Genomic DNA, 12749 nt, shown 5'->3' with positions numbered 1-12749 from the left:
CTCATCGCCTTCTTCAACTGCATCTTTGATACAGTGATTGATATGTCCTTCAAGAACAACCTGACCTGCCTTGTTTAGTGCAGACTTTGCCGCACTGATCTGCGATAGTATATCTTCACAGGGAACATCCTCATCGATCATACGGTCTATCGCCTTGATCTGCCCCATGATTTTTGCCAGCCTTCGATGCAGATTGTCGGAATCCATACACTTTTTCATGAAATCGCCTCCATACCGTTAGGGGTATAAGTATTGTAGCTGATTTACCCCTGTTTTGTCAATGATTATCATGATTAATGAGACTCTACTTAGAACTCCTTCAGCGTAAAACTCACCTCCCACAAGCTCCCATAGCTTGTATCACTGACCAGCTTCACCTGATACCCATCAATGTACATCTGCGTGTCCACGATATTCATGGTCTCCATGTCCAGATATCCCACCGTAATGCTTGCCAGCTTCTTGTAAGCCGAAAACTTATTCAGCCACCGCTTCGACACCCGGAAAGTCACGCCGATCTGAACCACACCTTCACGGACAACATCCCTCTGTGTGGTTCCTGCTTCCGTCACACCGCCGCTGTCTGCCTCCACATCCGATAAACCCACAGAATAAGAGGCAGGCATTGGGATATTCTCATTATTAAAAACAAGATACTGCAAATGAGCCATCTTACCTGCCTCCACTTCTTAAATTCATTCTCTGCTGAGCATTGACGATCACCTCATCAAGCATCGTTCCTCCCAGATAAACAGGAATCACGATATCTCCCGTCTGCCCGGAAACCATTCCGCTCACCGCATCCTTGATAGCCCCCATAAGCGAAGACAGATCTGAAGAACTTACAGAACTTCCCCCTGCCATAGCCATCTCAGGAGCTGCCACCTTCGGATTGATGATCATATCCGCAGCCACGCCATCTACTGCATCAGCCACTAGCTTCTTACTCTTATCAATGCCGTTAGCCAAGCCCTTCATAAAGTCCGGCATCCAGCTCTCATAATCCGTAAGAGGACCTTCATCCGGCACCGAGAAGTGAAGAAAACTCTTAATCTTCTCAGCAACAGACGAAACCGCATCGCCAACAGCTCCGATGCAGGACTTGATACCGTTTACGATACCCATGATCAGATCCTTGCCCCAGTTGAAAGCCTGAGATGCAAGCCCTGTGATGTGGTTCTTTACATTGGAAAAGCCATTCTTAACGGCGTTGAACACATTACTCATGGCGTTCTTCACCGCAGAAGTCACGTTATTCCAAACCGTAGTCACCGCCGACTTGATCGCATTGCCGACAGAAACCACCTTATTCTTGATATTGTTCCAAGCCGTGGTCACGGTATTCTTGATCGCATTGACCGCCGTAGTGATTGCCGTCTTAATGGCATTCCAGATATTCGTGAAAAAGCTGGAAATCGCATTCCAAATTGTTATCGCTGTGGTCTGGATAGCCGTCCAGGCTGTAGTCAGGAAGGTGCTGATCGCCGTAACCACTGTAGTCACCACAGTCTTAATGGCATTCCAGATCGTTGTAAATACCGTCTGTATCGCTGTAAGAACTGTTGTGATGATGGTCTTATAAATATTGAAATAAGTCGTGATGATCAGCTTTATCGCATCAACCACCGTCTGGAAGATGTTCTTGATTCCTTCCCATAATGAAGAGAAGAGATTTTTAATTCCATTCCAGACTGTTTCAGCCGTTGTCTTGATAAACTCCCAGGCAGCGACAAAGAATTCCTTCAATGCTTCCCACACCGCAATGGCGATCTCCTTGATCCCTTCCCAAAGGTCGATCCAGAACTGCCTGAATTCCTCACAGTTATTCCAAAGATATATAAAGGCAGCCACCAAAGCCACGATGGCCGCTATGATAAGCACATATGGATTAGCCGCACACACGGCATTAAATGCTGCAATGACACCCTTTGCCGCATTGATCACGCCTGCCAGCTTAGGAATGATCGTCATGATCGTTCCGATTGCCGACATAACCTTACCCACGATGATCAACACCGGACCGATAGCCGCCGCCACAAGAGCGATGGTCACGATAAACTTTCTCGTGCCCTCATCCATGGAATTCAGCTTGTCAACAAAGCCCTGGATCCAGCTCACGATCTGCCGTATAGCAGGCATCAAAAGCTCTCCGAAAGAAATCGCCAATTCTTCCAGCTGCGACTTAAGAATGGTCAGCTGTCCTGCAAGATTATCCTGCATGGTATCAGCCATACCTGCCGCAGTGCCGTCACAGTTTGCAATGGCTCCGGATAATTTATTGATATCCGCTTCCCCTGCATTCATAAGTGCCAGAAAACCTGACATCGCATTCTTACCAACCAAAGATTCAGCCGCTGCAGCCTTCTCAGATTCGGACAAGCCCGAAAAAGCCATTCTGCAGTCAGCCAGAATGTCCGACAGATCCCTCATGGAACCGTCGGCATTGGTTGTTGCAATGGATACCTCCCCGATGCTCTCTCCGCAGATCTTTACATCCCCGGACAGATTGGTCATGATGGTTCTTAAGGCTGTACCTGCCTGCGTACTCTTGATACCGGCATTTGCCATAAGACCGATTGCCTCAGCCGTATCCTCCACGGAAAATCCCAAGGATCCTGCGATAGGAGCACAATACTTAAAGGTCTCACCCATCATGCTGACATTGGTATTCGCATTGCTCGAAGCAGCTGCAAGTACATCTGCAAAATGCCCCGACTCCGAAGCCGACAGGCCAAATGCCGTCAAAGCATCCGTCACGATATCGGATGTAGTCGCAAGGTCTTCTCCCGAAGCTGCCGCAAGGTTCATAACACCCTCGATGCCGCCCAGCATATCCTCGGTCTTCCAGCCTGCCATCGCCATATAATTCATGGCTTCAGCCGCCTCGGAAGCAGAGAACTTTGTCTTACTTCCCATCTCACGGGCTTTCGCTTTCAGCTTATCGAATTCTTCCCCTGTCGCACCGGAAACCGCTGCCACCTTACTCATGGCAGAGTCAAAATCAGCGGCAGTTTTCACCGCCGCTGTACCAAGAGCCGTAACGCCTGCTGTCACCGGCAGGAACTTCTGTCCCACCGCACTGACATTATCGCCCATCGTTTTCAGTTTTTCGCCATCTGCCGCTATCTTCTGAAGAGCCGTAGCCGACTGGTTAGCCTGCTGTTCCAGTCTTTCCAGTTCCTTCTCGGTCTCAATGATCTCCCTTTGAAGTGCATCGTACTGGCTCTGCGAAATATCTCCGTTAGCCAGAGCCGTATTCGCCTGCTCAGCTGCGGTCTTTAAGGTTTCCAGCTTCTCCTTTGTTTCCTGAACCGCATCCTTCAGAAGCTTCTGCTTCTGCGCAAGCAGTTCCGTATTTCCCGGATCCAGCTTAAGAAGCTTCTCCACATCCTTAAGCTGCTGCTGTGTATTCCTGATCTCAGTATTGACACCCTTTAGGGCTGTTTGGAGTTTGGTGGTATCGCCGCCGATTTCAATAGTGATACCTTTTATTCTACTGGCCGCCATACCGCGCCTCCTTTCCCGAAATTAAAAGACATCAAAGTCCTTTTGCGTAGCCAAAGTTGAATAAGCATCCTTGGCTTCATCATTCTGATTTTCGATGAACATATCATTCACCATTCCTATGGAAAGCAGATCAAGATCCCGGATAGAGATCCCAAGCTGCACACACCTTAACAGGAACAGCGGCGTGTTCATCTCCCTGTCAGTTGGGCGAAGTTTTTTTTAGCGTCAGACTCACTTTTTACATTCAAGCCCCAAAGCTCAATGATCTTCGGAAGTACCTGATAGATACTGAAGGTATTGAACTCATCCAGCCACTCTTCCGGCGTATCCGGAATGTTCGGATCTGCATGCTTCGCCATAATGTAAGCGATATTTTCAAACATCTCCAAAGAGAACATATCCAGATTGCTGACTTCCTCTGAATTATCGCCGATCGCCTTCTCCAAGGTTGCCAGATCCTTATAGATATCTCTCTGGAACTTCATTCTGTATATTCTCGGAATTGCTGCCGATGCTCTGAAAGGCACCTGCTTTCCGTCGATTTCAATCTTCTGAACCATACTCATGGCAAAAATCTCCTTCCGTAAATATCACAGCAGGCCTCAGGGATTTCTCCCCAAGCCCCACCGGACATAGTATTATTCCTTGGTCACAGTAACCGTATAGGTCTTATTGGAACCGCCGTTGCTTACGGTCACAACCACTGCATTCGTTCCATCTTCCCAGGTCACGCTGGAACCATCGGTAACGGAATCACCGTTCACCGTGATCACCACACCCGCATCCGGATCTGTAGCCGTTGCAGAAACCGTATTTGTTGCATTCGATGTAGTCACTGCATAGCTTGTGGTAGCAGAATCAAAAGCAGGAGTAAGAGTAAGTGCCCCGATGCTGAGAGCCGAAAGCGTAACATCTGCTCCCGAAACATCAGCAGGCATATACACTGCGTTATACCAGTTGTTATAGGTAGTAGAATCTGTGGTATCCCCTGTCTTTGCTTTAACTACACCGCTTGCAAGAGGTGTAGCCTTAATAGTCAAAGTCTCAGTCTGTACCTGTCTGCTCTCTTCATTGGTCTGACCTTCAATACCGGGTCTCGAAGCCGAACAGTTGTAAAGCACATGTCGGATGTGACGCACATCTCCGTCAAACTCAAACAAGAGCGCAAAGGAATTCAGCTCCGTATTGGCATTCTCCACCAGCACGTTATTGTCATCCAGAGTCTCGTTTAAGGCATCCACACGAAAAGACTCCGGAATGATTGCAAGTTCCAGATCCCCGTCATAGCCCATATTGTTATTGATGACGTAATAAGCCACGCCATCCGCATAGAAATTCTCCGGCTCACCATTGGCATCCAGAGAAATCGAAACCGCACCGGGCAATGCCACCGGCGTTCCATAGCTCACCGTTCCATCTGCAGCTATGGAAAGCATTGCATAATGCGCATTCTTAAGATTGAACTTAACCTTATTCTTCGACATCGTTCATTCCCTCCATTTTTTTTAATCAATCTTGCCTCGGCAAGATTGGGCGGGATGCGCGTCAGCACTGCTGACAATTCATCTGCGCATCCCTGCCATCCGCCGGAGGCAGTTTTGAGATCGTCAGATCTCAAAAATATAAAGGACTTCATAGAGCTTTTCGCTCTCAATCCATACCTCAGTTTTGTTGTAAAAAATCCCGTGCTCATCCAGCACCGCCTCTACCTGTTCTTCCACATCAGGTTCCTTCTTATCGGTGTACAACTCGATCCTCACTTCATTGATCTTGTAATACGCCTTCCCGTCCGCAGCGAAATTGTCGCTTCCCGGAAGCAGATAACAGATAAAGGGCGGGTTCGGTGCTTCGCCCTCAGCGAAATGGTCATAAGCAAATACGATCTCCATCTCACTGATGATCGCTGATAATTCTTCTAACCTCATTTCAAAGCCGCCTCCACTTCTCTTTCCAGCAACTCAGCCGCTGCCGCCTCTGCAGGCGCGATATGTGGAAAAGCACGAACCCGGCCACCGCCTCTTTTGGCGTGACCGAATTCCAGTAAATGTGCGATCTGGTATCTGTTCTTAGAATGAACCGTCACCTCTAAGGTATTGGCATTTTCCTTTGTCTTTTTGACCGCCCAGCTTTTCTTATATCTGCCTGTATCCACCGGTGCCCCTGCCTGCACATCCTTCTTTGCGGTATCTCCGGCCTTCTTCACAGCAGCCTTCATCTCATCTGTTGCCAGGTCCGCATATTCCAGCAGACCCTCCATAATGACATTGGCCATCTGGTCGATTCTGCAATGCTCTGTCGCCATACTTACCGCCTCACTTTCTTGCAGGCAAACTTAAGACACCTCTTCTTAAAATTCATATGATCTACCGAAACAATGTTGTAGATCTCCTCATGAAAGATGATCCTGTATTCCAGAGAATTGATCTGTGCCGCCTGCTCACAGTAACGAACCGTAACCGTCATATCCGCATCCTCAACCGTGGTTCCTGCCACTGCCTTCTCCTTGGATCCGGCAGAGCCTTCCCCTCCGATCGTCGCAAAACACGAATAATAATCCTGCCAGTCATTGGTATGATTACCGATCGCATCTGTCACCGCCGTATTCTTCTGAAATGTCACCTTTTCATTCAGCAAAGCCGTAACCATCAGAACATCGCCTCCCTACTCCCAAAGAGCAACGCCCTTAAGGTCAGCATCAACGCATGATGGTCAGCTTCCTCTCTGTGTTCAAACAGATAAGCCACCGTAAACATAACCGCCAGCTTTCCGTTCTCCACCTCATAGAGTGAACTTGTCTCATCCACCCTCAAAATATCCTTGCAGGTCTTTTCAGCGGAAGCGATCATCTGCTCTAACAGCGTGTCATCATCCGTGAAATCAACCCTCAGATAATTTTTCATTTCTCCTACCGTTACAGCCATCTGCTCACCTCCTAAAACTATGGCGGTAGATTTCTCCACCGCCTACAATTCTTATTCCGGCTCCACGATCACAAGCTTATAAACTGTTTCTGCATAGCCATCAGCCCACAAAGTGAAGTTGTCCACGGACTTCTGCGTATTATCACCTGCAAGTACCAGATCAGCCGCAACCCATCGAACAAAATACCCTGCCGACAGATCACAGGCTGTAGCCTCAGATACATCAGCGGAAGATAAGGCTGTTCCGTTATAATACAGATCCGTTATAGGTGAAATACCAACACCAAGACCGATTCCAAGCCACTTATGAACTCCCCATCCATTGCCGCCATCAAAATCCTTAAGATTCTTGACCTTATCGGATAAAGTAATCGTGATGATATGATCCTCATTGTCCACGGATACACTGGAAATCTTTCCTGTGTTGTAAGTACGGTCTGCATGTCCGGAAACACTGTCCGTCACAGCTGCATACTGCATCGTGAAAGCATCGGCCACCATAAGACCTGCATTCTTAAGTTTTGTGATCAGGGCGTTCAGGCTGGTTCTGACCTTTGCCACTGTATCGCTGGTCACATCGGCTGTACTCATATTCGGCATCAGTCCATTGTCATACACAATCTTTCCTCCGATATGAGTGACTTCACCGCCCTGCTCTGTATAATTCTTTGCGTTATACTCGCTCATTTCGCACCTCCTTAAATTAAGGGAGTCACAAAAAGTGACCCCCTCTAACTCTTATCCTTACGCCTTCATCTTAAGAAGCTTGATGCCTTCAGGAAGGATCACCTTGCCGTCAACTCTCTCAGTAGCGACAAATCCGACCTGACCGTTGGTGCTGTAGAGCTCATTGAGTCTCTGTACCGTTCTTCCGGAACGATCAGCAATCCAATAATTCTTGAAGTCACCAAACGCCACAGTATATGCGCCTGCAGCTGCCTGAGGAACATAAGGGCTCGTATAAAGATCGTAGCCCAGAAGCTTGTCAGGCTCACCTGCCTGAAGAGAAGGCTGCCAGAGATAAACCCCGTTGCCGTCCTTAAGCTTACGAATAGCCGCAATAGTCGCATCATTCATAAGGAACTTCGCATTTCTGCGATAAGGACTCTTCAACGCATACACAAGGCTGATAAGCTCATCTGCAGCGATTGAAGTCTGATTTGCCGCAGTCACACCAAGCTGTCCACCATTTGCGGTAAAGATACCGGTAGGCTGATTTGTTCCGTTACCTACGCAGAATGCCTCTTCCTCTGCAATACCAAAGGCTCTTGCAAACTCTCCTGCAATATAACCTTCGAGATCAAACGCAGAATCCTGTAAAAGCTCGATGGAAACCTTCACAAGGTCAGTAAGCTTAAATGCGTCGATGGTCTTCTGATCGAAAGTAGGATCACTCTCGGTGTAAGCCCCATTCTCTGCAGTCCACTGAGCAGCCGAATGAGTAGCCGCAACAGGGATCTTTCTCTCAGCACTGGTAGTGATAACCTTTGCAAGGCTTCTCACCACATTGGCCTCATCAAGACCGGTCACGATCTGACGCTCAAACTCTTCCGGAACAAGATATCCGCCGTCTGCCTGGACGCCCTCGGAAAGCACGTTGTGAACAAGTCTCTTGCCACGAAGATGTGCCCCGAAGTCTTCCTTATAGGCATTGGATGCACGACCGGTCTTTTCCTCAACCTTCTGGGAAGGTCTTCCGGTCAAAGGCTGGTTCATAGCCTTATTAAGCTCCTGCTCCCTTGCATCCGCTCTCTGCTGTCTGTCGATGGCAGCGGTAAGATCCTCGATCTCCTGCTCCATACGACCGTAAGTGGCACTGTCCTCTGCAGACAAAATGCCGTTTTCGTTCTCATGGGTATCCACGAAGTTCTTCGCAGTCTCCCAAACCTTTGCTCTCTTCTGAATCAATTCATTGATAGTCATAATTCAACCCTCCATTAAATGAATTTCCTGATAAAATTCAAGCGCTCCCTGACTTCATCAGCGGAACGCCCATTACCAACACTGTCTTCAGTTACATCTGTTGCACCGGTGCAACTCTCATCCGTCTTCTGGATCCTGCACTTTGCAGCAATCCTTTCCATAAGGGAATTGGTCACCGCCGCCTTGGAATACATAGCCGAAACCTCCGGAGCCTCGATTTCCTCTGCTTCAGTCTCTTCCCTTTCAAGGATCCCGTCCGCAAAGCCAAGCTCCACCGCCTTATGCGCATTCATCCAGGTCTCGGCATCCATCATGCTTGAAAGCTTTGCCCGATTAAGACCGGTCTTGATCTCATAGGCGTTCATAATGCTTTCTTTTACTTCTGCCAGCATATGGATCGCTTTCTGCATCTCAGCCTTGTCGCCAAAGGCGATCGTCGCCGGATTATGGATCATCAGCATACTGACCGGACTCATAAGCACCTTCGTACCTGCCATTGCGATCACGCTTGCAGCACTGGCCGCAATGCCATCGATCTTGACAGTCACATCGCCCTTGTAATCCATAAGCATGTTGTAGATCTGCGCAGCCGCCACGCAGTCACCGCCAGGACTGTTGATCCAGACCGTAATATTTCCGCTGCCGCTTTCCAGCTCCTGTTTAAAAAGAGCCGGTGTGACATCGTCGTCAAACCAGCTTTCTTCCGCTATCGTGCCATTAAGGAAAAGCACCCTCTCTGTCACTTCTTCATTTGTTGCCTGGTCTCTGATCCTTCGATCACGCCAGTTCCAAAACTTCTTCATCGTTTACGCTCCCTTCTGTCCGAATCCGGACTTCTGCTTTTCTGCTTATCGGGATCATCGCCTGACTGCTGTTCCTCCACCTGTGTCTCTGCGTAAGCTCCCGACATAGAGAGCGGAAGCATATTTCCGTTCACAAGATAAAGGTCACCGCCATCTTCCTCAGAGATCCTGTCCATATTTTCCAGCTCACGGATATCATTGGCTGACATCCAGCCGTTCTGACGTGCCGTTGCATAGCCATTCATACGGCTTTCGTAGTCGCCTCTAAGCAATCCGTCCACGTTGAACTTAAAGAAGAACTTCTTCTTTTCATCCGCAGTAAGCAAAGCCCTCACCATAGCCTGTTCCCATCTGCAGACCCACGGGTCCAGTGTGTATTTAACAAACTCCAACGACTGCTGCTCTATATTGGAAAAGCTCGATTTATCCAGATCACCCACCATATGCGGCGGGATACGGAAGATCCTTGCGATCTCATCGATCTGAAACTTCCTTGTCTCCAAAAACTGAGCCTGCTCCGGACTGATGGAGATCGGCGTGTACTTCATGCCTTCCTCCAAAACAGCCACCTTATTGGCATTGCCGGAACCTCCGAAGGTCGCCTGCCAGCTCTCCCTCACTTTGGAAGGATCCTTTATGGTACCCGGATGCTCCAGCACACCCGAAGGCGCCGCTCCGTTTGCAAAGAACTTGGCTCCATACTCTTCGCAGGCAATCGCCATACCTATCGCATTCTTCGCCATAGCGATAGGCGAATAGCCTACAAGTCCGTCAAATCCAAGCCCCGGAATGTGAAGCACATCATAAGGCTGAAGTCTTACGGTACTTCCCTTCATGGTCTTGGCATCATCGGAAGTCAGCGTGTATTCGTAGTAAAGCTTTCCCTTATCATCCCTGTCCACCTTCATTCGGTCAGGCATCAAAGGGTATAAAGCCACCACTTCACCTTTTCCATTTCGGATGATCTGACTGTAGGCATTGCCCCACAAGAGCAGATGCGTCATCAATGTCTCCCTGAACACAAAGGAAGTCATCTCCGGATTCGGCTCATCATGGAGCAAAAAATAAAGCGGATGATCCACCGCTTTTTCCTTACCGCCATCATCGGTATATCTGTAAAATTGTAGCGGCAGGCCTGCAATCGCCTCCGACAGGATCCTCACGCAGCTGTACACCGCCGTCATCTGCATCGCAGATCTCTCGGTCACGTATTTGCCGCTTGTGCTGCTTCCCAAATAGAAAGCAAACGAACTGCCTGCCGTTCTGTCCACAGGTTTATCCCTGCTCCTAAATATTCCGCTCAGTATTCCCATACTCCCACGCTCCTATTCCCTGGTTGATTCCCTCGGAGATCACCAATAATCCGATTAAACATATGATCAGCATTCAAAACCCTCCATCAGAAAACGATGAGGCCTCGCTCATCATAAACACTTCCCTGCTTCTCGCCTTCGTGACGGATGCACCGGTCTAAAGCCATGATCGCCGCTACAATTCCGTCTATCTTTTCCTTGGACTTCGCCTTCGTCACTTTAATGTTGCCAGCCGGATCCGTATCAATGACCACATTTCCAGCCATCCATCTGAGAACCGGATTTCCTCCGTGTATCATCTTGCCTTCCATAAGGATCTTGTAAAACTCCTTGGAAGGCGGGCTCATATCCTTAAAGCCCTGACCGAAAGGAACCACCGTAAAGCCCATTCCTTCCAGATCCTGCACCATCTGCACAGCACCCCAGCGGTCAAATGCGATTTCCAAAATGTGATACTTCTTTCCAAGCTCTTCGATGAAATGCTCGATGAAGTCATAATGGATCACATTCCCTTCCGTTGCCTGGATGAAACCTTGTCTCTCCCAGACATCATAAGGAACCGAAGCCGCCTTTACCCTCTGTGGTATCGTCTCTTCCGGTACCCAGAAATAAGGAAGTACGATATACTTCTCATCCTCATCCCGCGGTGGGAACATCAACACAAAAGCCGTGATGTCACCGGTACTGGATAAGTCCAGTCCTGCGTAACAGTCACGGCCTTCAAGGGCATCCATATCTATTTTTTCATTTCCACGCATATAGATCTGATCCGGGATCCATGCAACCGTGGATGAAACCCACATGTTGCAGCGTAACCATTTGAAGGTTATCTCATCAGCCGGATTCTGCTTTGCTTCCCTATATGCATCTCTCAGTCTCTCGACATCAACGGTATATCCAAGAGAAGGATTTACCTTATACCAGTTTGCTTCATCCTCCCAGTCCTCATCATCCTTAAGCCCATAGACCACCGGATAAAAAGTCGGGTCCGATCGCCTGCCTTCTAAGATATCCACTGCCTTCGTATGCAGCTCATATGCGATAGAATGTCTGTCCGTGCCTGCAGTCGTGATGATGAAATGCAAAGGATTCTGTCTTGCATCTGATGATCCCTTGGTCAAAACATCGTATAACTGCCTGTTCGGCTGCGTGTGAATTTCATCAAACACCAGGCCTGAGACTGAAAATCCATGCTTATTTCCGACCTCTGCAGAAAGCACCTGATAAAATCCTGCATTTCCGTAATTGACAATTCTCTTTGTCGCTGCCATCAGCTTTGACCTTTTCATCAATGCCGGTGACATCTCCACCATTTGTTTTGCCACATCGAAAACGATAGAAGCCTGCTGGCGATCCGCAGCTGCGCCGTACACTTCAGCAGAAGGCTCATTGTCCGCATACAAAAGATAAAGAGCGACGGCTGCTGCCAATTCGCTCTTCCCGACTTTTTTGCAAATTTCCACAAATGCTGTTCGAAACTGTCTGTTACCATCCGGTTTAACAATCCCAAAGATATCCCGGATCAGCTGTTCCTGCCATGGAAGCAACCAGAACCTCTTTCCTGCCCACTTTCCTTTGGTATGACACAGGTTCTCAATAAACTTCACTGCTCTGTCTGCCTTCGCCTTATCATAATGAGAATTCGGAAGCATAAACTTTGAAGGCTTATAGTTCCTTAGCTTTGGATAACCCTTTGGCCTTGTTTCCTTTGCCATCAGCTATCACACCTCCCGGACCCTCCACTGGAGGCTCCGTACGGACGCTCAGGTGCCCCAAGCAGCTCCTCCATCTCATCTTCTGACTCTTTTCCTTTTCCGGAACCGGCAATGATCCTGCTCCTTGAAGAAGGCGTAAGTCCAAACTCGGCAGCCGCCTGAAGCATCAGCTTCTGATTGGTATTTGCTATGCCAACCCAAGGTGTCTGCTGCTGATATCCTTTATCGGTCTCAAAGGTTGAACCTTCCTTGTCGATATGTTCCTGGGCTTCCTTCCATCTGGCATAGGACTGACAGTATGCAGCAAACGCCGCCATGTCCACTTGCGTGAGCACTCCCATCTGATTCATCAGCTTGGCCAGTCGCTCCCACTCTTTCTTTGCCTCCGGCAAAAGCCATTTCGGACAGGCGGGCATTCCCTTATCAGGCACCGGCTCCTTCGTATTCATTTTTCTCTTCCCCGGATTGCCTTCCAGCTCCTTAAGAGCAGTCGGCTTCGGTTTTCTTCCTGCCATCGGGATCCCTCCTTCCTTCAAAATTTTGTATTCCTGACCCCCCGTACTCCAT

The 12749-nt window shown here is 48.6% G+C and carries 15 protein-coding genes and 1 pseudogene; all 16 read right to left on the bottom strand.

The genetic code is table 11. The features are described from left to right. Positions 1 to 219: metal-sensing transcriptional repressor (locus BM398_RS14470; protein ID WP_092338487.1), on the bottom strand; the 219-nt coding region annotated here is incomplete at its 3' end. Positions 220 to 308: 89 nt separating this feature from the next. After that, positions 309 to 671 (bottom strand): hypothetical protein, encoded by a 363-nt coding sequence (locus BM398_RS14465; protein ID WP_092338592.1) that lies wholly within the window; start codon positions 669 to 671, stop codon positions 309 to 311. Position 672: 1 nt separating this feature from the next. Beyond that, positions 673 to 3507, bottom strand: a complete 2835-nt coding sequence (locus tag BM398_RS14460; RefSeq protein ID WP_092338590.1) for a phage tail tape measure protein — start codon at positions 3505 to 3507, stop codon at positions 673 to 675. 188 nt (positions 3508 to 3695) lie between these two features. Next, positions 3696 to 4073, bottom strand: coding sequence for a hypothetical protein (locus tag BM398_RS14455; protein WP_092338588.1), 378 nt, complete (start codon positions 4071 to 4073; stop codon positions 3696 to 3698). A gap of 72 nt (positions 4074 to 4145) precedes the next feature. After that, positions 4146 to 4445, bottom strand: coding sequence for a cadherin-like beta sandwich domain-containing protein (locus BM398_RS17630; RefSeq protein WP_242949825.1), 300 nt, complete (start codon positions 4443 to 4445; stop codon positions 4146 to 4148). Then, a pseudogene (locus tag BM398_RS14450) lies at positions 4437 to 4991 on the bottom strand (major tail protein); the annotation flags it as partial. The gene BM398_RS17630 and the pseudogene BM398_RS14450, both read right to left, overlap by 9 nt. A gap of 123 nt (positions 4992 to 5114) precedes the next feature. After that, positions 5115 to 5432 carry a hypothetical protein gene (locus tag BM398_RS14445; protein ID WP_092338583.1) on the bottom strand — a complete coding sequence of 106 codons (318 nt, stop codon included), beginning with the start codon at positions 5430 to 5432 and terminating at the stop codon, positions 5115 to 5117. Beyond that, a complete protein-coding gene (locus BM398_RS14440) occupies positions 5429 to 5809 on the bottom strand; it encodes an HK97 gp10 family phage protein (protein WP_092338581.1) in 381 nt (126 codons plus the stop codon). Before BM398_RS14440 ends, BM398_RS14445 begins: the two co-directional genes overlap by 4 nt. 2 nt (positions 5810 to 5811) lie before the next feature. After that, entirely contained in the window at positions 5812 to 6153 is a 342-nt protein-coding gene (locus BM398_RS14435; RefSeq protein ID WP_092338579.1) for a phage head closure protein, read from the bottom strand. Further along, the gene (locus BM398_RS14430; protein ID WP_092338577.1) at positions 6153 to 6428 is read right to left on the bottom strand and encodes a head-tail connector protein; all 276 of its coding nucleotides are present in this window, start codon (positions 6426 to 6428) and stop codon (positions 6153 to 6155) included. The genes BM398_RS14435 and BM398_RS14430 overlap by 1 nt, the downstream gene beginning before the upstream one ends. Positions 6429 to 6479: 51 nt before the next feature. Continuing rightward, positions 6480 to 7115, bottom strand: coding sequence for a hypothetical protein (locus tag BM398_RS17570; protein ID WP_207648081.1), 636 nt, complete (start codon positions 7113 to 7115; stop codon positions 6480 to 6482). A 57-nt stretch (positions 7116 to 7172) separates the two neighbouring features. Next, positions 7173 to 8351, bottom strand: a complete 1179-nt coding sequence (locus BM398_RS14420; protein WP_175531967.1) for a phage major capsid protein — start codon at positions 8349 to 8351, stop codon at positions 7173 to 7175. A 14-nt stretch (positions 8352 to 8365) separates the two neighbouring features. Further along, entirely contained in the window at positions 8366 to 9154 is a 789-nt protein-coding gene (locus BM398_RS14415; protein ID WP_092338573.1) for a head maturation protease, ClpP-related, read from the bottom strand. Further along, a complete protein-coding gene (locus tag BM398_RS14410) occupies positions 9151 to 10467 on the bottom strand; it encodes a phage portal protein (RefSeq protein WP_092338571.1) in 1317 nt (438 codons plus the stop codon). Before BM398_RS14410 ends, BM398_RS14415 begins: the two co-directional genes overlap by 4 nt. A gap of 86 nt (positions 10468 to 10553) precedes the next feature. Further along, positions 10554 to 12182 (bottom strand): terminase large subunit, encoded by a 1629-nt coding sequence (locus tag BM398_RS14405; protein ID WP_207648080.1) that lies wholly within the window; start codon positions 12180 to 12182, stop codon positions 10554 to 10556. Continuing rightward, positions 12182 to 12697, bottom strand: a complete 516-nt coding sequence (locus BM398_RS14400; protein ID WP_330390593.1) for a phage terminase small subunit P27 family — start codon at positions 12695 to 12697, stop codon at positions 12182 to 12184. The genes BM398_RS14405 and BM398_RS14400 overlap by 1 nt, the downstream gene beginning before the upstream one ends. Positions 12698 to 12749: the final 52 nt, after the last annotated feature.

The organism is Butyrivibrio sp. M55, assembly GCF_900116865.1.
In the GTDB taxonomy this organism is placed as follows: Bacteria; Bacillota; Clostridia; order Lachnospirales; family Lachnospiraceae; genus Butyrivibrio.
The sequence above is the reverse complement of the archived record's forward strand: the minus strand, read 5'-3'. Positions and strand labels throughout refer to the sequence as shown.

Bases quoted from the DNA above. Each gene is read 5' to 3' on its own strand.
- BM398_RS14445 (WP_092338583.1), bottom strand. From the start codon at position 5,432: ATGAGGTTAGAAGAATTATCAGCGATCATCAGTGAGATGGAGATCGTA.
- BM398_RS17570 (WP_207648081.1), bottom strand. From the start codon at position 7,115: ATGAGCGAGTATAACGCAAAGAATTATACAGAGCAGGGCGGTGAAGTC.
- BM398_RS14400 (WP_330390593.1), bottom strand. From the start codon at position 12,697: ATGGCAGGAAGAAAACCGAAGCCGACTGCTCTTAAGGAGCTGGAAGGC.
- BM398_RS14410 (WP_092338571.1), bottom strand. From the start codon at position 10,467: ATGGGAATACTGAGCGGAATATTTAGGAGCAGGGATAAACCTGTGGAC.
- BM398_RS14420 (WP_175531967.1), bottom strand. From the start codon at position 8,351: ATGACTATCAATGAATTGATTCAGAAGAGAGCAAAGGTTTGGGAGACT.
- BM398_RS14465 (WP_092338592.1), bottom strand. From the start codon at position 671: ATGGCTCATTTGCAGTATCTTGTTTTTAATAATGAGAATATCCCAATG.
- BM398_RS14455 (WP_092338588.1), bottom strand. From the start codon at position 4,073: ATGAGTATGGTTCAGAAGATTGAAATCGACGGAAAGCAGGTGCCTTTC.
- BM398_RS14430 (WP_092338577.1), bottom strand. From the start codon at position 6,428: ATGGCTGTAACGGTAGGAGAAATGAAAAATTATCTGAGGGTTGATTTC.
- BM398_RS17630 (WP_242949825.1), bottom strand. From the start codon at position 4,445: ATGCCTGCTGATGTTTCGGGAGCAGATGTTACGCTTTCGGCTCTCAGC.
- BM398_RS14435 (WP_092338579.1), bottom strand. From the start codon at position 6,153: ATGGTTACGGCTTTGCTGAATGAAAAGGTGACATTTCAGAAGAATACG.
- BM398_RS14440 (WP_092338581.1), bottom strand. From the start codon at position 5,809: ATGGCGACAGAGCATTGCAGAATCGACCAGATGGCCAATGTCATTATG.
- BM398_RS14405 (WP_207648080.1), bottom strand. From the start codon at position 12,182: ATGGCAAAGGAAACAAGGCCAAAGGGTTATCCAAAGCTAAGGAACTAT.
- BM398_RS14460 (WP_092338590.1), bottom strand. From the start codon at position 3,507: ATGGCGGCCAGTAGAATAAAAGGTATCACTATTGAAATCGGCGGCGAT.
- BM398_RS14415 (WP_092338573.1), bottom strand. From the start codon at position 9,154: ATGAAGAAGTTTTGGAACTGGCGTGATCGAAGGATCAGAGACCAGGCA.